This window comes from Brevundimonas lenta, from assembly GCF_014196335.1.
GTDB lineage: Bacteria > Pseudomonadota > Alphaproteobacteria > Caulobacterales > Caulobacteraceae > Brevundimonas > Brevundimonas lenta.
On record NZ_JACIDM010000002.1, the window covers coordinates 745797 to 765282 of the forward strand.

Annotated in this window: 21 protein-coding genes and 2 tRNA genes; 14 read left to right on the top strand and 9 right to left on the bottom strand. The window is 68.6% G+C overall.

The window, feature by feature from the left end; genetic code table 11:
- Positions 1 to 86 precede the first annotated feature (86 nt).
- The 3 genes from GGR12_RS11215 to GGR12_RS11225 all read left to right on the top strand — a co-directional run bounded on the left by GGR12_RS11215 (position 87) and on the right by GGR12_RS11225 (position 2818).
- Positions 87 to 917: an NAD(P)H-hydrate dehydratase gene (locus tag GGR12_RS11215; RefSeq protein ID WP_343053222.1), complete on the top strand. Its 831-nt coding sequence runs from the start codon at positions 87 to 89 to the stop codon at positions 915 to 917.
- 208 nt (positions 918 to 1125) lie between these two features.
- Positions 1126 to 1896, top strand: a complete 771-nt coding sequence (gene yaaA, locus GGR12_RS11220; protein ID WP_183204479.1) for a peroxide stress protein YaaA — start codon at positions 1126 to 1128, stop codon at positions 1894 to 1896.
- A gap of 76 nt (positions 1897 to 1972) precedes the next feature.
- Positions 1973 to 2818 (top strand): 3-hydroxybutyrate dehydrogenase, encoded by an 846-nt coding sequence (locus tag GGR12_RS11225; RefSeq protein ID WP_183204480.1) that lies wholly within the window; start codon positions 1973 to 1975, stop codon positions 2816 to 2818.
- A gap of 3 nt (positions 2819 to 2821) precedes the next feature.
- On the opposite strand, the gene GGR12_RS11230 is transcribed toward GGR12_RS11225, so the two are convergent.
- From GGR12_RS11230 to GGR12_RS11240, 3 genes are read right to left on the bottom strand one after another with little or no spacing between them, the layout of a single operon-like run.
- Positions 2822 to 3799, bottom strand: a complete 978-nt coding sequence (locus GGR12_RS11230) for an L-threonylcarbamoyladenylate synthase (protein ID WP_183204481.1) — start codon at positions 3797 to 3799, stop codon at positions 2822 to 2824.
- Positions 3736 to 4293, bottom strand: coding sequence for a YceI family protein (locus GGR12_RS11235; RefSeq protein WP_183204482.1), 558 nt, complete (start codon positions 4291 to 4293; stop codon positions 3736 to 3738). Before GGR12_RS11235 ends, GGR12_RS11230 begins: the two co-directional genes overlap by 64 nt.
- Complete coding sequence (locus tag GGR12_RS11240; protein ID WP_183204483.1) at positions 4290 to 4841, bottom strand: cytochrome b; 552 nt, start codon at positions 4839 to 4841, stop codon at positions 4290 to 4292. Before GGR12_RS11240 ends, GGR12_RS11235 begins: the two co-directional genes overlap by 4 nt.
- A 123-nt stretch (positions 4842 to 4964) precedes the next feature.
- Between GGR12_RS11240 and GGR12_RS11245 the strand changes: the two genes are divergently transcribed.
- On the top strand, positions 4965 to 6749 hold the full coding sequence (locus GGR12_RS11245; protein ID WP_183204484.1) for an acyl-CoA dehydrogenase: 1785 nt from the start codon (positions 4965 to 4967) through the stop codon (positions 6747 to 6749).
- A gap of 168 nt (positions 6750 to 6917) precedes the next feature.
- Here GGR12_RS11245 and GGR12_RS11250 read toward each other — a convergent pair whose 3' ends face one another.
- Positions 6918 to 7736 (bottom strand): S1 family peptidase, encoded by an 819-nt coding sequence (locus tag GGR12_RS11250; RefSeq protein WP_183204485.1) that lies wholly within the window; start codon positions 7734 to 7736, stop codon positions 6918 to 6920.
- An 86-nt stretch (positions 7737 to 7822) separates the two neighbouring features.
- On the opposite strand from GGR12_RS11250, the gene GGR12_RS11255 reads away from it, so the two are divergent.
- From GGR12_RS11255 to GGR12_RS11270, 4 genes are read left to right on the top strand one after another with little or no spacing between them, the layout of a single operon-like run.
- Positions 7823 to 10003: a S9 family peptidase gene (locus GGR12_RS11255; protein WP_183204486.1), complete on the top strand. Its 2181-nt coding sequence runs from the start codon at positions 7823 to 7825 to the stop codon at positions 10001 to 10003.
- A gap of 4 nt (positions 10004 to 10007) precedes the next feature.
- A complete protein-coding gene (locus tag GGR12_RS11260) occupies positions 10008 to 10568 on the top strand; it encodes a GNAT family N-acetyltransferase (RefSeq protein WP_183204487.1) in 561 nt (186 codons plus the stop codon).
- A 31-nt stretch (positions 10569 to 10599) separates the two neighbouring features.
- A complete protein-coding gene (locus tag GGR12_RS11265) occupies positions 10600 to 10932 on the top strand; it encodes a hypothetical protein (protein ID WP_183204488.1) in 333 nt (110 codons plus the stop codon).
- Between the two features lie 56 nt (positions 10933 to 10988).
- On the top strand, positions 10989 to 12410 hold the full coding sequence (locus GGR12_RS11270; protein ID WP_183204489.1) for a hypothetical protein: 1422 nt from the start codon (positions 10989 to 10991) through the stop codon (positions 12408 to 12410).
- A gap of 169 nt (positions 12411 to 12579) precedes the next feature.
- Here the strand turns inward: GGR12_RS11270 and GGR12_RS11275 are convergent, their stop codons facing one another.
- Positions 12580 to 13008 carry a response regulator gene (locus GGR12_RS11275; protein WP_183204490.1) on the bottom strand — a complete coding sequence of 143 codons (429 nt, stop codon included), beginning with the start codon at positions 13006 to 13008 and terminating at the stop codon, positions 12580 to 12582.
- A 188-nt stretch (positions 13009 to 13196) separates the two neighbouring features.
- Between GGR12_RS11275 and GGR12_RS11280 the strand changes: the two genes are divergently transcribed.
- Together GGR12_RS11280 and GGR12_RS11285 are read left to right on the top strand one after the other, a co-directional pair.
- Positions 13197 to 13772 carry an ATP-binding protein gene (locus GGR12_RS11280; RefSeq protein ID WP_183204491.1) on the top strand — a complete coding sequence of 192 codons (576 nt, stop codon included), beginning with the start codon at positions 13197 to 13199 and terminating at the stop codon, positions 13770 to 13772.
- A 376-nt stretch (positions 13773 to 14148) separates the two neighbouring features.
- Positions 14149 to 14691 (top strand): AAA family ATPase, encoded by a 543-nt coding sequence (locus GGR12_RS11285; protein ID WP_183204492.1) that lies wholly within the window; start codon positions 14149 to 14151, stop codon positions 14689 to 14691.
- Positions 14692 to 14848: 157 nt separating this feature from the next.
- Here GGR12_RS11285 and GGR12_RS11290 read toward each other — a convergent pair.
- Positions 14849 to 14922, bottom strand: a tRNA-Gln gene (locus GGR12_RS11290).
- A 154-nt stretch (positions 14923 to 15076) separates the two neighbouring features.
- On the opposite strand from GGR12_RS11290, the gene GGR12_RS11295 reads away from it, so the two are divergent.
- A tRNA-Pro gene (locus tag GGR12_RS11295) sits at positions 15077 to 15153 on the top strand.
- A gap of 62 nt (positions 15154 to 15215) precedes the next feature.
- Here the strand turns inward: GGR12_RS11295 and ilvC are convergent.
- Positions 15216 to 16232, bottom strand: a complete 1017-nt coding sequence (gene ilvC / locus GGR12_RS11300; protein WP_183204493.1) for a ketol-acid reductoisomerase — start codon at positions 16230 to 16232, stop codon at positions 15216 to 15218.
- Between ilvC and GGR12_RS11305 the strand changes: the two genes are divergently transcribed.
- The 3 genes from GGR12_RS11305 to GGR12_RS11315 all read left to right on the top strand — a co-directional run bounded on the left by GGR12_RS11305 (position 16231) and on the right by GGR12_RS11315 (position 18062).
- Positions 16231 to 16779 (top strand): DUF924 family protein, encoded by a 549-nt coding sequence (locus GGR12_RS11305; RefSeq protein WP_183204494.1) that lies wholly within the window; start codon positions 16231 to 16233, stop codon positions 16777 to 16779. The two genes, ilvC and GGR12_RS11305, sit on opposite strands and share 2 nt — an antisense overlap.
- Positions 16780 to 16884: 105 nt before the next feature.
- The gene (locus tag GGR12_RS11310) at positions 16885 to 17499 is read left to right on the top strand and encodes a hypothetical protein (protein WP_183204495.1); all 615 of its coding nucleotides are present in this window, start codon (positions 16885 to 16887) and stop codon (positions 17497 to 17499) included.
- Positions 17499 to 18062, top strand: coding sequence for a hypothetical protein (locus GGR12_RS11315; RefSeq protein ID WP_183204496.1), 564 nt, complete (start codon positions 17499 to 17501; stop codon positions 18060 to 18062). Before GGR12_RS11310 ends, GGR12_RS11315 begins: the two co-directional genes overlap by 1 nt.
- A 45-nt stretch (positions 18063 to 18107) precedes the next feature.
- On the opposite strand, the gene GGR12_RS11320 is transcribed toward GGR12_RS11315, so the two are convergent.
- Positions 18108 to 18650: a hypothetical protein gene (locus GGR12_RS11320; protein ID WP_183204497.1), complete on the bottom strand. Its 543-nt coding sequence runs from the start codon at positions 18648 to 18650 to the stop codon at positions 18108 to 18110.
- Between the two features lie 63 nt (positions 18651 to 18713).
- A complete protein-coding gene (locus tag GGR12_RS11325; protein WP_183204498.1) occupies positions 18714 to 19364 on the bottom strand; it encodes a TetR/AcrR family transcriptional regulator in 651 nt (216 codons plus the stop codon).
- Between the last annotated feature and the right edge of the window lie 122 nt (positions 19365 to 19486).

Consider the following 19486-nt stretch of genomic DNA (forward strand, 5'->3'; position numbering starts at 1 on the left):
CTCGGGCGGTAAAGGGACATTGCATTGCACAATAAGGCAAGCCCTTTTCAGACGCTGTCGCGATCCGTGAACGGACGGGCTGCGTGGTGACCGGGGACACCCTCCCCGACTGGCGGGACAGCCTGCCGTGGCCGGCGGCGGACACCCACAAACACGCGCGCGGACGGCTGGGCGTGGTGTCCGGAAAGGCGACCCAGACCGGCGCCGCGAGGCTGGCGGCGCGGGGCGGATTGCGCATCGGCGCGGGGCTGGTGCGAATCCTGTGCCCGCCCGATGCGGCGGCGGTGGTCGCGCCGACGATCGAGGCGATCATGCTGACGCCCTTCGGCTCGGACGAGGCGCTGGCCGAGGCCGCGGCCGAGATGGATGCGGTGGTGATCGGCCCGGCCGCGGGCGTGAACGAAGTGACCCAGGCCAACATCCGGGCGCTGGCCGGAACCGGCGCGGTGCTGGTGGTGGACGCCGACGGACTGACGGCGTTCGAGGGCTGGCCCGCCGATCTGTTCGAATTGCTGGACCGCGACGACGTGCTGACCCCGCACGAGGGCGAGTTCAAACGGCTGTTCCCCGGCCTGCTGGACCAGGGCCGCGAGGCCGCCGCCGCCGAGGCGGCGCGACGGGCGGACGCGGTGATGGTGCTGAAGGGACCGGCGACCGTAATCGCGGCGCCGGACGGACGGCTGGCGATCAACGACAACGGCACGCCGTGGCTGGCCACGGCCGGGAGCGGCGACGTGCTGGCCGGGATGATCGGCGGGCTGGTCGCCCAGAGGATGGACAGTTTCGACGCGGCCCGGGCGGCGGTGTGGATGCACGCGGAGGCGGCGCGAGGGTTCGGCCCCGGGCTGATCGCCGAGGACCTGCCCGAGCGGCTGCCGGCGGTGCTGGCGGCGCTGTTTGCACAGTCGTCTCATTGATCCGCTCATCCCGGCGAAAGCCGGGACCCAGTTCTTTTTGTGAGGCGGGCTCCATGGGATCGGCGGCGGGACTGAAGCGGGGTTCGCCGTTCTTCCAAACCACTGGGTCCCGGCTTTCGCCGGGATGAGCGGCAAGTGGTAGCAACCCGGTTCAATTCGTCATCGAAGCGGCCTATCCCCGGGCGTCGTTCGCCCCCGGAGCTTCGCCTTGCTGATCGTTCTGTCTCCCGCCAAGCGGCTGGATTTCACGGAAGCCGACCCCGCCCTGCCCGCCACGGAGCGGCGGTTCCATGAGGACACGGGCTCGCTGGCGCGGACGGCGCGGGCGCGGACGGTGGCCGAGCTGCGCCGGCTGATGGGGATTTCGGACGATCTGGCGCGGCTGAACCGCGAGCGCTTCCAGGCCTTCGACGCCGAATCGCTGGACGGGGTGCAGGCGGCGTTCGCCTTCGCGGGCGACGTCTATGAGGGGCTGAAGGCGCGCGAACTGGATGCGGCGGGACTGGCCTACGCCCAGGATCACCTGCGCATCCTGTCGGGCCTGTACGGCCTGCTGCGGCCGCTGGACCGGATCCAGCCCTACCGCTTGGAGATGGGCACGCGGCTGAAGACCCGGCGCGGGACCAGCCTGTACGATTTCTGGGGCGACCGGATCTCGAAATGCCTGAACGACGACGCCGAGGGTCAGGCCGAGCCGACGCTGGTGAACCTGGCCAGCCAGGAATATTTCGGCGCGGTCGACGCCAAGGCGCTGAAGCTGACGGTGATCACGCCGCACTTCTACGAGGACAAGGCGGGCGACCGGCGGATCATCTCGTTCTTCGCCAAGCGGGCGCGCGGGACGATGGCGCGCTTCGCCATCGACGAGCGCATCGAACGGGCGGAAGAGCTGAAGCGTTTCGACCGCGACGGCTACCGGTTCGACAAGGCGGCCTCGACCGATACGGACTGGATATTCATCAGATCGGGAAATTCTTGAGCGAGACCGTCGCCTTGGCGTATGGCTAAGGCTAGAGTCGGCGCGAGACCGATCCAAGGACAGGGTGGACGACAGCATGTTCCAGTGGCCCCGGCGCGGCGAAGCCGAAAAGGAAACGGCGCCTTTCCGCGACATCGGCGACCTGAAGGGTCAGGTGGCGGTGATCTCGGGCTCGACCTCGGGCATCGGCCTGGCGATGGCGCGCGCCATCGCGGCGCGCGGCGGCGACGTGGTGCTGAACGGCCTGGGCGACCCCTCGGAGATCGAACGCACGCGCGCGGAGCTGGAAGCCAGCTGCGGCGTGCGGGTGCGCTATCACGCCGCCAATATGCTGCGCGGCGACGAGGTCGCGGACATGGTCGCCTTCGGCAAGCACCAGCTGGGCCGGGTCGACATCCTGATCAACAACGCCGGCGTCCAGCACGTCGAGGCGGTCGAGAAATTCCCCGCCGACAAGTGGGAGCAGATCATCGCCATCAACCTGTCGTCGACCTTCTATGCGACGCGGGCGGCGATCCCGATCATGAAGGCGCAGGGACGCGGGCGGATCATCAACGTCGCCTCGGCCCACGGCCTGGTCGCCAGCCCGTTCAAGTCGGCCTATGTCGCGGCCAAGCACGGCGTGATCGGCTTCACCAAGACGGTGGCGCTGGAACTGGCGCAGGACAACATCACCTGCAACGCCATCTGCCCCGGCTTCGTCGAGACCCCGATCGTCGAGAAGCAGATCGCCGATCAGGCCCGCACGCGCGGCATGTCGAAGGACGCGGTGCTGAAGGACGTGATCCTGGGCTCGCAGCCGACCAAGCGGTTCGTCACCACCGACGAACTGGTGGGCATGATGCTGTACCTGGTCTCGGACCTGGGCGCCTCGGCCAACGGGGCCAGCTTCTCGATCGACGGCGGCTGGACGGCGCAATAGCGCCTAGCCGACGTATCCCGCAGCGCGTTTCAGACGGTCGTTGATCGCCTCGCCCAGGCCTTTGCTCGGGATCGGCGCGACGGCGATGCCGGCGGGCTTTTCGCGGTCGGCCTCGCGGAACAGGCGGAACAGGTTGGCGGCCGCCTCGCGCAGGTCGCCGGTGGGGCTGAGGTTCCAGCGCGGATCGCCGACGTCCGGGCCGAAGCCGAGCAGGAGCTCGCCGTTGCGGGGTGCGGTGACGTTGACGCGGACCGGCGAGTCCGGGGCGTAGTGCAGGGTCAGACGGCCCGGCGAACGGTGCCCGTCGCCACCCTGGTCCAGCGGGCCGATCAGATCCTCGATGTCCTCGCGCGTCACCGACCCCGGACGCAACAGGCTGACCTGGCCGTTGAGGATCGAAACCACCGTGCTCTCGACGCCCACGGCGCAGGGGCCGCCATCGACGGCGTCGGCGGCGGCGAAGCCGGTTTCCTCGACAGCGTCCTCGAAGGTGGTGGGGCTGGGCCGGCCGGAGCGGTTGGCGGACGGGGCCACCACGGGGCGGCCGAAGGCGGCGATGATGGCGCGGGCGCGGGCGTGGCCCGGAACGCGGACGGCGACGCTGTCCAGGCCGGCACGGGCTAGATCGCAGACGCGGTGGCGATCGCGCACCGGCGCAACGATGGTCAGGGGACCGGGCCAGAAGGCTTCGGCCAGTTCACGGGCGCGGTCGTCGAGCAGGGCGATGGCCTCGGCCTCTGTGGCGTCGGCGACGTGGGCGATGAGCGGATTGAAGCGCGGGCGGCCCTTGGCCTCGAAGATGGCGGCGACCGCTTTGGCGTCCCCGGCGTCGGCGGCGAGGCCGTAGACGGTCTCGGTCGGGAGGATCAGCAGGCCGCCGCCGGCCAGCGCCTCGACCGCCTGGGCGTCGGTCGCGCCTAGGTACGTCGCGCCTGAAGCGCGAACCGCACTGTCGCCTGTCGTCCGACCAGCCTGTTCCAAGGCCCTGAGGTCCCTATTCCAAAATCCGTGCGATTGACGGTGAACGCACCCGTCAGATGCGCCCTGTCGCCGGTCGCACGCAAGTCTACAGGAAAGCTGACCGCGTTGGTGCGTCCCTTGATGGTGACGTCGGCGCGCGCGTTGTAGCTGTCGCCGCCCGCCGGTTCGACGGACAAAAGCACGAAGCGGATGGTCGGATAGCGGGCGGCGTCGAGGAATCCCGGGCCCGTGGCGCGATCGGTGCCTATGGACGGGGACAGTCTCAGGGACGCCGCCTGGACAACGACATTCGCCCGGGTGCGCGAAAGGGACGCAGGATCGAAGATGATGTCGCCGCTCCAGTCAGAGAACCGGCCGCGCCGCGTCTGACCGAAGGCGCTGACCGACATTTCGATGGAGGAGACGGATCGGTCGAACGTCCACCGCGACTGGGCCGCGGCAGGCAGGGTGAGAAGCGACGCGCTCCCGCCGAGGAGGACGTCGCGCCGTCTCACGGGCGCCGCGGAATGATGGGGAGCATACGGTGCAGGACGTTGTCCCGGTCGACGAACTGGTGCTTCAGCGCCCCGGCCACGTGGAGGAAGATCAGGATGTAGACGACCTTGGCCCCCAGAGAGTGGACGTCCATCAGGTCGCGGGCCATGTCGCGGCCGCCGCCGATGGGCAGGAGCGGCCACTGCAACAGTCCGAACCACAGAATGTCCCGTCCCGCGGCCGATGAGGCGGCCCAGCCGACCAGCGGCATGGCCAGCAGCATGACGTAGAAGCCGACGTGGGTGGTCCGCGCGAGGATCTTCGCCCAGGGCTTTATGTGATCCGGCAGCGGCGGGGCCGGATTGGCCAGCCGCCAGCCGATGCGGGCGAGGGTCAGAACCAGGATCGTCAGGCCCACGGACTTGTGCAGATTGACGAACTCGCGGGACGCGGGGCCTTCCGTCGCGTCGTGGGCCATGATCAGCAGGACCTGCCCGATCACCATCGCGGCGATCACCCAGTGCAGGGTCAGGGAGACAGCGGAATATCGGTTGCGCGGCTCAGCCATCGAAAACTCCCGAAGTGTCAAACGCCAACGTGCCTCAGCCGCCAAGGTTCTCCAAGGGTCGCTTGCATCCCCCTGCGGCAAGGCGGCATGAACGCGGGACGTTCGACAACAAGGCCCTCCCCCATGACCTTCCGCGCTCCCGTCCGCGACCTCGCCTTCACGCTCCAGGCCGTGGCCGGAATCGATCAGGTGGCGGCGACAGGGGCCTTCCCCGACTACGACGCGGACCTGCTGGGCGCTGTGCTGGAAGCGGCGGCGCAGTTTTCGGAAGGCGTGCTGGCGCCGCTGAACCGCGTCGGCGACCAGAAGGGTTCGACCTGCGTGAACGGCAATGTGACCCCCGCCCCCGGCTTCTCCGACGCCTATCGCCAGTTCGCGGCGGGCGGCTGGACCGGCCTGTCGGCCCAGGCCCACTCGGGCGGCCAGCAGCTGCCCAAGGCGCTGGAGCTGGCGGCCTATGAGACGGTGCATGCGGCGAACATGGCCTTCGGCCTGTGCCCGATGCTTTCGCTGGCGACGATCGAGGCGCTGGAGACCCACGGCACGGACGCCCAGAAGGAAACCTATCTGACCAAGCTGGTGTCCGGCGAATGGACCGGGGCGATGGTGCTGACCGAGCCGCAGGCCGGGTCGGACCTGGGCGCCCTGACGGCGACGGCGGTGCCGGTCGGCGACGGGACCTACAAGCTGACGGGCCAGAAGATCTTCATCACCTGGGGCGATCACGACGCCACGGACAACATCGTCCACATGGTGCTGGCCCGCCTGCCCGACGCGCCCGCGGGGCCGAAGGGCATCAGCCTGTTCCTGACGTCGAAATACCTGGTCGGGGCGGACGGGACCCTGGGCGAGCGCAACGCCTTCCACCCCGTCAGCGTCGAGCACAAGCTGGGCATTCACGGCTCCCCTACCTGCGTCATGGCCTATGAGGGCGCGATCGCCGAACTGGTCGGCCGCCCCAACGAGGGGCTGTCGCACATGTTTGTGATGATGAACGCCGCGCGTCTGGCCGTGGGCGTCGAGGGCGTGGGCATCGCCGAACGCGCCTATCAGCACGCGCTGGCCTATGCGCAGGAGCGCAAGCAGGGCCGCTCGGTCTGGACCGGCCAGTCCAACGCCCCGATCGTCGATCATCCGGACGTGCGCCGCTTGCTGTCGGTGATGAAGGCCAAGGTCGCCGCCGCGCGGGCCATCTGCCTGTCGACCGGCGTCGCCGCCGATCTGGCGCAGCACGCTCCGGACGAGGCCGCCCGCAAGCGCTGGAAGGGCCGCGAGGACCTGTTCACGCCGATCGCCAAGGCCTGGTCGACGGACGTCGGCGTCGAGGTGGCGTCCATGGGCGTGCAGGTGCACGGCGGCATGGGCTTCATCGAGGAGACCGGCGCTGCCCAGTACTATCGCGACGCCCGCATCGCCCCGATCTACGAGGGCACCAACGGCATCCAGGCGATGGACCTGGTCGGCCGCAAGCTGTCGCAGGACGGCGGCCAGTCGGCCCGCGACCTGATCGCCGACATGAAGGAGACGCTGGCGAAACTGCCGAAGCTGTACTCCGGCAAGCCGGTCGAACGCTTCGCCAACGCCGTCGAGGCGGTCGAGGACGCGACCATGTGGCTGCTGGACGCCAAGGCCGACGCCAAACGCGGAGCCGACGTGCTGACAGCGGCGGACGCCTACCTGAAACTGCTGGGCGACGTGACGGGCGGCTGGATGTTGGCGAAGGCGGCGCTGTGGGCGCGGGCCGAGCTGGACGCCGGCCAGGGCGATCCCGCCTGGCTGGAAGGCAAGATCACTCTGTACGAGGTCTACGCCGCCAACGTGCTGGGCCACGTGTCGAGCCGGCTGGCCACCATCGGCCAGGGTGGAGCGCTGCTGGAGCGAATGAGCGTGGACGTGCTGGTCGGCTGACGAGTTTCTCCTCTCCACGCAGTGGGGAGGTGGCGCGGCGCGTCTTCGCGCCGTGACGGAGGGGGCGTCGCCGGCGTCAGCCCGTAGCGCTCCAATGACATCTGCCGGAGTCGCCCCCTCCACCACCCTTCGGGCGGTTCCCCTCCCCATCTGTGATGGGGAGGTGAGTTACGGAGACGGAGCGTCGAGCAGGGCGATGGCTTCGCGGATGTATTCGGCGTGGGCGACCACGCCGATGCCGACGGACTGGTCGTTGACGCGCATCTCCTGAACCAGCACCCCGGCGATGAAGGGGTGATCCGGCTGGGCCGTGCCCGGCAGCTTGCGCGCGGCGGGCGTCCAGAACACCGGGCCGCCCGAGTTGCCCGGGAAGACCGCGAAATCGAGCAGGAAGGTCGGGAAGGCGCTGATCGGCGTCAGCGGCCATGACGCCACCCGCCCGGCGCGCAGGATCGGGAAGCCGGCCGTGTTGGCGGCATAGCCGTGCGGATAACCGAGGGTCAGCAGTTCGTCGCCCGGCCCGACCTGCCAGACGTCCAGCGCCTGCGGTTCCGCCAGCCAGCCCAGCGGGATGGCGGCGCTGGCGAAGGCGGCGGGGGCGAAGACCTCCATCACCGCCACGTCGCGCTCGGGATGCTTCGTCCAGAGCGGATCGCCATCGTCGGTGCGGATGCGCAGGGGCTCGGGGGCGAAGCGCCAGCCGCCGCCGGTGATCTGGGTCCGCCAGCCGATGCGGGCCTCGGGCGCCGGCATGCCGTCCAGCACATGGGCGGCGGTGACCATGACGGTGCGGGGACGTCCATCCGGGCGCGGCGCATCGACCAGGAAGGCCGTGCCGACGCGGCGGGTGGCGCCGTTCACCGGCTGGTCGATCTGCACGGTGGCGTTGATCAGGCCGACGGTCAGGTCCCAGGCGGGACGGGCCTGCACGACCTCGGCGACCGGCGGCGCGGAGACGTTCGAGGGCGGGGTCTGCAGGTCGAACATGGCGGGCATCCGGCCAGCGGCGTTTGTTCATTTGACGGCGAGCGGTCGGCTCGCACAAGGTCCCGCCCAACAACCAGGGGGCCCATATGAATCGCCGCGACCTTCTCGCCACTTCCGCCGCCGCGCTGGCGGCCACCGCCCTGCCCGCCGCAGCCCATGCCCGTCCCACCGGAGTCTCGATGCCCCCCGTCCCGCCCGTCGCGAAGAAAATCCCCGTCACCATCGAGCAACTGGGCCGCACGCGGACCGACGACTATCAGTGGATGAAGGACGACAACTGGCAGGCCGTGCTGCGCGATCCGACCCTGATCAAGGCGGACGTGAAGGAGCACCTGACGGCCGAGAACGCCTATCGCGAGGCGATGATGGCCTCGACCCTGCCGCTGCAGGCGGCGATGTTCGAGGAGATGAAGGGCCGCATCAAGGAGGACGACAGCTCCGTCCCCGCCGCCGACGGTCCGTGGGAGTACTACACCGAGTTCAAGACCGGCGATCAGCACGCCCGCTACATGCGCCGTCCCCGTGGCCAGGCGGACGGGACTGTTCAACAGTTGCTCGACGCCAACGAACTGGCGCACGGCAAGGCGTTCTCGGACGTCGGCTCGACCGCCTACAGCCCCGACCACAAGCTGTTCGCCTACAGCGAGGACGCGCAGGGGTCCGAGGTCTTCCGCATCGACGTGAAGGATCTCGAGACCGGCCAGGTGCTGCCGGACTCGATCCAGTCGGCCAGCGACAATTTCGCCTTCTCGGCCGACAGCCAGTGGATCTACTGGACCAACCGCGACGACAACGGCCGTCCGGACAAGATCTTCCGCCGCGCCGCACGCGGCGGCGCCACGACCGTCGTCTACGAGGAAGCCGACGACGGCATGTTCATGGGCGTCGGCCGGAGCTCGGACGACCAGTTCATCATCATCAACATCGCCAACCAGGAAACGTCGGAGACCCGCTACATCCCGTCCGGGACGCCGGAAGCCGAGCCGGTGGTGCTTGAGCCGCGCCACGTCGGCCGCCTCTATGATTCCGACCACTGGGGCGATCGCTGGGTGATCCGCACCAACGCCGACGACGCGGTCAATTTCCAGATCGTCGAGGCCCCGACCGGTGCGCCGGCCAAGGCCAACTGGAAGGTCCTGGTCCCGCACACGCCCGGCCGCTTCATCGAGGGCGTCGCCCTGGTGAAGGATTTCGTCGCCCGCCAGGAGCGCGCCGACGCCAACACCAAGATCGTCATCCGTGACCGCGCGGGCGCCGAGCACGAGATCGCGGTGGACGAGCCCGCCTATTCGCTGTCGCTGGGCGGGGCGTCGGAGTTCGACACCACGACCATGCGCTACGGCTACAACTCGCCGTCGACGCCGACCTCGACCTACGACTACGACCTGAAGACCCGCGAGCGCACCCTGCGGAAGGTTCAGCAGGTGCCGTCGGGCCATAACGCAGCCGACTATGTCGTCGAACGCCTGAACGCCCCGACGGCGGACGGCCAGCTGGTGCCGGTGACGGTGCTGCGCCGGAAGTCGACGCCGGTCGACGGGTCCGCCCCGCTGCTGCTGTACGGCTACGGCAGCTACGGCATCCCGATGGCGGCCAGCTTCTCGACCAACCGCCTGTCGCTGGTCGATCGCGGCTGGATCTACGCCATCGCCCACATCCGCGGCGGCTCGGACAAGGGCTGGGACTGGTTCCTGTCCGCCCGCCGGATGACCAAGAAGAACACCTTCACCGACTTCATCGCCGCGGCCGAACACCTGATCGCGCAGAACTATGCAACGGCCGGAAACATCGTGGCGCACGGCGGATCGGCCGGCGGCATGCTGATGGGGGCGGTCAACAACATGCGGCCCGATCTGTGGGCCGGCGTGATGGCGGCGGTGCCGTTCGTCGACGTGATCAACACCATGAGCGACACCACCCTGCCGCTGACGCCGCCGGAGTGGCCGGAGTGGGGCAACCCGATCGAGGACGCCGAAGCCTACGACTACATGATGAGCTACAGCCCCTACGACCAGGTGGCGCCGCGGGCCTATCCGGCGATCCTGGCGACGGGCGGTCTGTCCGACCCGCGGGTGACCTACTGGGAGCCGGAGAAGTGGGTGGCCAAGCTGCGTCCAGCCACGACCTCGGGCAAGCCGGTGCTGCTGAAGATCAACATGGAGGCCGGGCACGCCGGGTCGTCGGGCCGCTTCGACTATCTGAAGGAGGTCGCCCACGACTACGCCTTCGCGATCTGGGCGATCAACAAGGGCTGGGAGCAGGCCTGATCCCATGGCCGGCGTGAGCCTTCGCGACGCCGACGACCGCGACCTGCCCGCCATCGCCGCCCTGTACGGGCGCGAGGTGACGGGCGGGACGGCGACCTTCGAGCTTGAGCCGCCGTCCGTTGAGGAAATGGGCCGGCGGATGGAGGCGGTGCGCCGCCATGGGCTGCCGTGGCTGGTCGCCGAGGTCGACGGGGCCTTCGCGGGCTATGCCTACGCCTCGCCGTTCCGGCCGAGGCCGGCCTATCGCTACGGCGTCGAGGGATCGATCTATGTCGAGCCTGCGGCGCGTGGACGCGGCGTCGGACGGGCGCTGCTGGAAGCATTGATCGGTCGGGCCCGCGACATGGGGCTGCGACACGTGATCGGGGCGATCAGCGACAGCGAGACCAGCCGGGCCTCGATCGCCCTGCACGCCTCGCTGGGCTTCGTCCAGGCGGGGGTCTACCGGCAGGTCGGGTGGAAGTTCGAGCGCTGGCTGGACGTCACCCTGATGCAGCTGGACCTGGCGCCGGACGGCGCGCCGCCGACGGCTCCGGGGCTGGACCTCGGCGGCGGGCTGGCTTGACCCCGGCGGCGGAAGCGCCCAGGTCAGGCGCATGACGGCCCTGCGGACCTTCATTCTGTTGCTCGGCGCCCTGGCGGTGCTGATCCTCGGCGCGCTGGCGACGCCGGGGAGCGCCGAAGCGTCCGCGCCGCCCTGTCACGAGATGAGCCACGGCCAGCCTGCGGATGAGGCCCCGTCGTCGCCCGACAAGCCGGTGAAGCCGATGGGCTGCTGCGTCGCCTGCGTGGCGACGGTCGCGCCCGAACCGCCGATGCGCGCGGCCCTCGCCCTGCCGGCGCCGCCCCGCTCGGCCGCCCTGCCGCCGATGCCGGTCGGCCAGACCCTGTCGCCCGAACCGGGCCCTCCCCGCCTCCTGATCGCCTGACCTGCCGTTCGCGCGGCGCTGTCCGCGCGCGTTCAAGCGTATCCATGGAGGCCTCATTGGCTCACCACACCCTCGCGCCCATGCTCGGCGCATCCCTGCTCGCCCTCGCCCTTCCGGCCGCGGCGCAGGACCATCAGCACCACTCCGCTCCGCCCGCGCAGCCTGTCCAACCGGCGCCCGCGCACCCGCCCGCTCCGGCGCACCAGCATGACGCGCCGCCCGTCGCGGCGGCCGATCCGCACGCCGGCCACGACATGTCCGGTCACGACAGGTCGGCCGAGGACCATCAGGCGCACGGCGAAGGCCACGCCATGACGAGCGCGCTGGGGCCATGGCCGATGTCGCGCGACGCTTCGGGCACAAGCTGGCAGCCCGATCTGTCGGAGCACGGCGGCGTCCACTGGGGTTCAGGCGACTGGACCTTCATGGGCCACGCCCTGCTGAACCTCACCTACGACTGGCAGAACGGTCCGCGCGGCGACGACATGACCTTCGTCAGCGGCATGATCATGGGCGCGGCGCGGCGCGACTTCGCCGACGGCTCGGTCCTGAACCTGCGGGCCATGCTCAGCCCCGATCCCTTCATGGGCAAGGACGGCTATCCGCTGCTGCTGGCGGCGGGCGAGACCGCGGACGGTGTCACTCCGCTGGTCGACCGGCAGCATCCGCACGAACTGGTGATGGAGTTGTCGGCGTCCTACAGCCGCCGTCTGTCCGACAAGGACTCGGTGTTCGCCTACATCGGCTATCCGGGCGAGCCCGCCTTCGGCCCGCCGGCCTTCATGCACCGCATGAGCACGATGGACAGCCCGGAGGCGCCGATCACCCACCACTGGCTGGACTCGACGCACATCGTGTTCGGCGTGACCACGCTGGGCTGGGCGCACGACGCGTTCAAGCTGGAGGCCTCGGCCTTCACCGGGCGCGAGCCGGACGAGGACCGCTACGACTTCGACCAGCCGGACCTGGACAGCTGGGCGGTGCGCGGCTCGTGGAACCCATCGCCGGAGTGGTCGCTGCAGGCGTCCTACGCCGATGTCACCGGGCCGGAGCAGCTGGAGCCGGAAGAGGACGAGACCAAGCTGTCGGCCAGCGCCATCCATACGCGCCGCGTCGGCGCCGACGGCTGGTGGTCGTCGACCCTCGCCTGGGGCCGCAAGACCAACGACCACGACGAGTCGAAGGACGCCTGGCTGTTCGAGACGGCGGTCAGCCCGGACGACCGCTGGACCCTGTTCGCACGGGCCGAGCGGATCGAGACGGACGAGTTGGTCCCCGGCCACGGCGGAGGACACGGCGAGTTGTATACGGTCGCCAAGGCGTCCGTCGGCGCGATCCATGACTGGCGGGTGGCGCAGAACGTACGTGTGGGCGTCGGCGCGCTCTACAGCCTGAACAGCGTGCCCGGCGCGCTGGAGCCGCTGTACGGCGGCGATCCGGACGGCGGCATGGTCTTCGTGCGGCTGAAGGTGCAGTAGGCGCACCCGCGGCCGGCGACGCCCCCTCCACCACCCTTCGGGCGGTCCCCCTCCCCATCTGCGATGGGGAGGTGAGGCCAGGCGCTCGCCTTTCACCTCTCCACGAAGTGGGGAGGTGGCGCGGCGCGGCTTCGCGCCGTGACGGAGGGGGGCTCCGCCAGTCGGGAATTCAGTGCGGCGCGATGTCGTTGGGCGGCGTCGTCAGCCAGGGGGCCAGCCGGAAGCGACGGGGCGGCGCGCCGACGGTGCGATTGCGGATGAACTCGCGGGCGAAGCCGATGGCGGCGCGGATGGTGAGCTCGTCGAACGGCTTGGACACGGCCCCGAGGGCGCCGGCGAAACCTTCGGGAATCTGCTCCGGGTTTGCGGTCAGAAAGATCACGGCCGTGCCGTACTCTCCGACGATGCGCTGGGCGATCTGCGGGCCGGTCATGCCGTCGAGCAGGTTCACATCTATGAGAGCGAGGTCGGGGCGTTCGCGCTCGGCGATCTCGAAGGCGCCGGCCTTGTCCATGGCGCAACCGACGACGTCGCAACCGGCTTCGCCCAGCACCAGTTCGAGCTCCATCGCAAGCAGAGCCTGGTCTTCCACGATCATAACCCGGAGGTCCGGCAGGTCTGGCACTCCACTACCCCAACACACGCTAACCAGGGACGTTTACACTACTATGTCCGGTAGCGGACCAAGCAACGCTCCCGTGGCTATTTGGTTCGCTATGGAGTAGGATTTTTAAGGGCTTTTTTGTCGTTGGGGGAACGATGGGCGCGGCTACGGACGACCACGTCGTGGAACTTCAGCGACGTCTGCTGGGCGGCTATCAGCTGCTGCAGACGCTGGTGGGGATTCGCCTGCGCAACGTCCGGGATCCGGAAAGCGTCCGCCACCTGACCTGGCTGAGCGACGTCACCGCCGCCATGGAGCTGATCAGCCGGCGGATGACCGCCGACGGTCCGGTCGATTTCGTGGCCTATCTGGAAGAGGTGGCGGCGTTCTGGACCCGCGCCTGCGAGGGCCGGCCGGTGCGGCTGGATATCCGGGGACAAACCGCCCGCCTGCCCGACACCCATCTGCTGCCGCTGGCCATCATCACCCACGAGCTGATCTCCAACGCCTGCCGTCACGGCTTTCCGGGCGACCGGCGCGGCTCGATCGCCGTCGCCTTCTCGCGCGCCACCGACGGCCTCAGCCTGGTGGTCCGGGACTCGGGAATCGGCTCCGAGTCGCTGGAGCCTGGCGAAGGCCTGGCCCTGGTCCGCGGCCTGGTCGAACACCTGGGCGGCACGATGAGCATCGAGACGGCGCCGGAAGCCGGCGTAGGCGTCCGCCTGCGCCTTCCGCTGGACGGCGCACAGACGCACTGACGATCGTCCGACGACGACCAGGGGCATTCTATCTGTGGGAAGCGGCGAGACCGTCAGCGGAAACGCGCGCCGCGGTTGCGGGCGGTTCGGGCGGGTCTGTTCGGGGAAAGGCGGATGGCTGGGGAACTAGGACTCGAACCTAGAATGACGGTACCAAAAGCGCGTCGTCTTTCGGCGTTATCAGAGACTTGGGTGTAAAAACGAGCCAAATTCGATCCAGAAAGATCAATAACTTGGCGGCCAATTGGAAAACTAGCCCCGTCCTCCTGAGCACGCTCCGTCGGCTATCGGCACCCTGGCTGGTTTCCGCTTTCGACCCAAAGCGGACGTTCAGTCCACCACACACTCTCAACAAAGACCTGAAGAGGACGTAGGATTGCAAGAACAAGAACGCTTCTTCGTGGTGACGGGCGGTCCCGGCTCCGGAAAGACCACGCTGATCGACGCCCTCTCCGCCAAGGGGTTACGAGCGATGCCGGAAGCTGGCCGAGCAGTCATCAAAGACCAGACAGCGACTGGAGGCTCTGCCCTACCGTGGGGCGACCAAGCCGCCTTCGCTGAGGCGATGTTGAGTCGCGACCTGCAATCTTTTCAGGATGCGAGCGATGCCGAAGGAACTGTCCTGTTTGATCGCGGCCTGCCCGATCTGGTTGGGTATCTCACTCTGTGCGGCCTTCCGGTTCCGGCGCATTTCCTGAAGGCGGTGCGTAGCTTCCGCTACAACCGAACGGTCTTCATCGCGCCGCCGTGGCCGGAGATTTTCCGACAGGATGAGGAGCGTAAACAGTCGGTCGAAGAGGCGCGCCAGACCTTCGATGCGATGGTCAGAGCCTACACTGTGTTCGGCTATGAACTGATCCACCTTCCGTTGGCTCCGGTGCCAGATCGGGCTTCCTTCGTTCTGGAGCGGATCAGCTAGGTCCGCTTCCCACCCTTAGACGACGTTCGGAATGTCCGCTTGCGGCAGCGGCGGAAGAACCGAGTTCACGCTGAGGGTTGGGGGGCGTCACGGCTGCAAATGTAAAACCGTGTTGGAAAACACCGGCGGATTTCGACCGCGTTTTCAAGGCGGCGGATGGCTGGGGAACTAGGACTCGAACCTAGAATGACGGTACCAAAAACCGGAGTGTTACCATTACACCATTCCCCAGCAGGTCCGGCGCGCCCCGCCCTGCGGCGAGGAGGCGGTCGATTACGACAAGGCGGCGCGGGACGCAATACCCCCCGTTCGAGACTATTTTCGCAAACGCGTTTTCCGCGCTTGCGGCCCCCAAACCCCCTCGCTATAAGCCCGCTCCTCAAGTCGGAGTGTGGCTCAGTCTGGTAGAGCACTGCGTTCGGGACGCAGGGGTCGCAGGTTCGAATCCTGCCACTCCGACCATCTATTTCAGGGCGCAAACCAGAGCGCCTCGAAGGGCGCCCTCCGGGGCGCCTTTTGCGTTTTCAGCCCTTCGCCTTCGCCGCCACCGCCGCCAGATGCGCGCCCACGGATTCGATGGTGCGAAGGCCCAGGGCCTCGCGGCGGGCCAGCAGTTCGGGCGAGCCGGCGTCGTAGTCGGTCATGAGCTTTTTGACGAAGGCGCCGGAGCGGACCTCTGACAGCACCTCGTCCATCGCCGCCTTCGAAGGTTCGCCGATGATGCGGGGACCGGTCAGGTACGCGCCGTACTCGGCGGTGTTGGAGATTCGGCCGAAGGCGCGGGCGATTCCCATGTCGAACATCAGGTCGGTGACCAGCTTCAGCTCGTAGAAGCATTCGAACCAGGCGACCTCGGGCGGATAGCCGGCCTCGACCAGCTTCATGAAGGCGCCGTCGACCAGTTCGGCGACGCCGCCGCACAGCACAACCTGCTCGCCGAACAGGTCGGATTCGCATTCGGCGGCGAAGGTGGTCTCGAGGATGCCCTTGCGGCCGCAGCCCAGCGCCGCAGCGTAGGACAGACCGAGTGAGTGCGCGCCGCCGGACGCGTCCTGGTGAACCCCGAACAGACAGAAGACCCCCTCCCCGGCTTCGTAGAGGTCGCGGATGCGCGGGCCGATGCCCTTGGGCGAGGCGAGAATGACGTCGAGGTCGGCGCGCGGCTGGACCAGGCCGAACCGCACCGACAGGCCGTGGGCGAAGATCAGCGCCGCGCCGGGCTTGATGTTGGGCTCCAGCTCGTCACGCCACAGATCGCGGTGAGCCTCATCCGAGACCATGACGGCGACGACGTCGGCCGAGGCGGCGGCCTCGCCGGCGGTCAGGACCGTGAAGCCGTCGGCCTCGGCCTTCGCGCGGGTCGCCGAGCCGGCCTTCAGCCCGACAACGATGTCGGCGACGCCGGAGTCGCGCAGGTTCAGTGCGTGGGTCCGCCCCTGGCTGCCGTAGCCGATCACGGCGACGCGTTTGCCGCGGATGATGGACAGATCGCAGTCGCGGTCATGGAACGTGGGCAGCGGCGTCGCTATTTGCTGGGTCATGAGCACAGACATAACCCCTTCCGCCGTCGTCGCCTTCTGGAAAGAGGCCGGAGCCGACAAGTGGTTCGCCAAGGACGACGCGTTCGACGCGGCGTTCCGCCGGCGGTGGGAGGCCGCGCATATGATGGCGGCGCGGCGGGAGCTGGATCACTGGGCAGAGACGCCGGAGGGGTCGCTGGCGCTGCTGATCCTGCTGGACCAGTTTCCGCGGAACGTGTTCCGGGGCACGGCGCACCAGTTCGCCACTGACCCGCTGGCCCGGCATTTCGCGGTGATGGCCCTGGATGACGGCCAGGACCAGTTGGTCGAGAACGACCTGCGCCGCTTCTTCTACCTGCCGCTGCAGCACGCGGAGGACATGGCGCTGCAGGACCGGCAGGTGGCGTTGTTCCAGGCCATGGAGCGGCCCGCCGACGATCGCTGGGCAGAGCACCATCACGGCATCATCGCCCGCTTCGGCCGCTTCCCCCACCGCAACCGGGCGCTGGGACGCGAGACCACGCCGGACGAACAGATGTTCCTGGACAAGGACGGCTGGCGGGGCTGATCGCCCTGTTCCAGGGCGGGTGCCTTGGAGCGCTGCGGTTTCTGGATTAAGCGGGGAAACGGCCCGTCGGGGGCCGTTTTTTATGCGATCCAGGGGCCATCGCCAATGAAGTCCAACATTCTCCTTCGCCACGCCGTTCGCGGCCTGGCCGTACTGTCCTGCGCCGTGGTGCTGACCGGCTGTCTGGCGACGAAGTCGTACGTCGATCCGACGCTGCCGCGCGTCGCCCGGGCCGATATCGCCGCGCCGGCGAACCTGCATCCGGTCCAGGTCGCGGTCGAGTTCCGCACCAGGGGCACCGCCAACGCCGCCGGGACGGCCGAAGTGCAGCCGCGCGTCGTCGCGATCGCCGCCGAGTCGGGCCTGTTCTCCACGGTTTCGCGCGAGGCCGCCGGCCCCGACGCCGGCCTGCTGACGGTCATGATCGACAACGTTCCGCTGGAAGGCGAGAACGCCGAGGCCGAAGGCTTCGGCACCGGCCTGACGCTCGGCGCCGTCGGCTCGATGGTCACCGACACCTACGTCGCCACCGTCACCTACAGCCGCGGCGGTGAAACGACCTCGGTCGACGTGCGCCATGCCCTGCACACGACGATCGGCAACCACGCCGGCCCCGAAGGCCTGGCGCCGGTGTCGATGCTGGAAGGCTCGCACCAGGTGATCGACCAGATCGTCTGGAACGGCCTCGACCAACTCGCCGACAAGAAGGCGTTCGAGTGATGCGCGTCGCCATCCGCGGCGGCGTCGCGCTGGCGATGCTGCTGGTGCTGGCCGCCTGCGTGAACTCGCCGGCGCCGGCCTACCAGCCCGGCATCGCCAACCTGCAGGTGCTGCGCGCCGGCGCCGCGCCGATCGCGGTGGACGACTTCGCGGCCGACGCCGGCGTCAACAACAGCCGGTTCAGCCTGCGCGGCAACACGATGACCGGCGCCGGCGTCGACAGCGACTTCAGCACCTACCTGCAGCAGGCGCTGGAGTCCGAACTGCGCACCGCCGGGCGGCTCGACGCCGCCTCCGGCCTGCGCCTGTCCGGAACGCTGACCACGAACCGCCTGGACGCCGCCGACTCCGCCGTCGGCAACGCCACGGTCGGCGCCCGCTTCGTGCTGACCCGCGACGGCCGGGTCGTCTACGACCGGCGGCTTGTCGCCGACCACACCTGGGAATCGTCGTTCATGGGCGCGATCGCGATCCCGGCGGCGTTTCAGGGGTATGCCGCGACCGTACAGATGCTGATCGGACAGTTGTTCGCTGATCCGGCCTTCATCGAAGCGAGCCGCTAGACGAACGGACGGGCGGGGGTTCGCCCCCGCCCGCTCCACCTCCGCTCAGGGCTTCGCGCGGCCTTTCGCGGCGATATGGCCGACCATCATGTAGGGCTCTACGGCCTCGATGTAGTCGAGGACGGCGGCGTCCAGCGCCTCGCGCGCGTCCCCGGCCGGATCTTCCTCGGTGTTCGGCGGATCGCCCTTGAGCCCGTCGAGAACCACAAGCGCACGTTCGACCCCTTCGAGCGCCGCCTTGACCTCCGGCCCGAACAGGAAGTGGGACACGGCCACCGCCCGGTAGAAGGACTCCATCGGCTCCTTCGGCAACTTTCCCATCAGCACGCCCAGGCGCTGGTTCCTCATGACGTCGTCATGGCGCGAGGCGATGGCCCCCATGATGGTGCGGAAATTCTCGAAGCGCCGGTCGAACAGATCCATCAGCAGCTTGTCGTTGGCCGTCTTCCACTGGCGGAAGGTGATGGCGCTGACGACGGAGGCGGTGATCAGGGCGATAAAGCCCGTGATGAAAGCCGCGATGACCTGCGGGCTCCAGAAGCCGGGCGAAGCCGCGGCCGCAGGCGGTACGATGTTGATGTCGATCATCGCCTGGACGTCTCCCGCGCGCTGCCGGAGGCCACCCTACAGGCGCGGCGGCCATTGGGCCAATCAGGTCCCGAGGAAGACGGTTCGCACGAAGGTGCGGTAGGCGAGGATCTGGCGGGCCATGATCTGCGGCTCCTGCAGCGCCTTCGAGACGATGATGCCGCCGTCGATGACGGTCATGAGCATGTCGGCCAGGTCGGCGAGCGGAATGTCGACCCGCGGGGGGTGGACCTCGGCGACACGCTCCAGCCGGGCGAGGAACTGGGCGCACCAGACCTGGATCACGTCGACCAGCATCTGGCGAACGCGGCCGTCGAACTGCTGGTCCTGAAAGACGAAGGTGGAGACGAGGCAGCCGGGGCGTTCGGTCTGGACCTCGGCCATGATCTCGGCGAGCAGCTTCAGCCCGAGCAGAAAGGCCTGCAGCGGATCCTCGACGAGTTCGTCGGCGCGGGCGAAATTCTCTTCGAAGATCGACAGGTTACGCTCGCGGAAGCGCTCGATCAGCGCCAGGGCGAGATCGTTCTTGTCGCGGAAATGGTAGAAGAAGCCGCTCTTGGTGATGCAGGCCTCGAACAGGATCTCGTCGATCGAGGTGGCGGCGAAGCCCTTCTCCAGGACCGAGGCCTCGGCGATGTCCATGATCCGGTCGCGCGTCTGTTCGCCCTTGGCGACACGCTGCACCGGTCTTTCGCGGGTCAGGGACTGCACCATGAGTGCGGTTTTCCTTATTTCGGCCACAGGACGACGACGGGCCTGGCGTCAGGAGGGGCTGTTATATCGCTGTAAATGTGCGGGGAAATCGCCCCGTTACTGAACTGGACCACGCGACGACT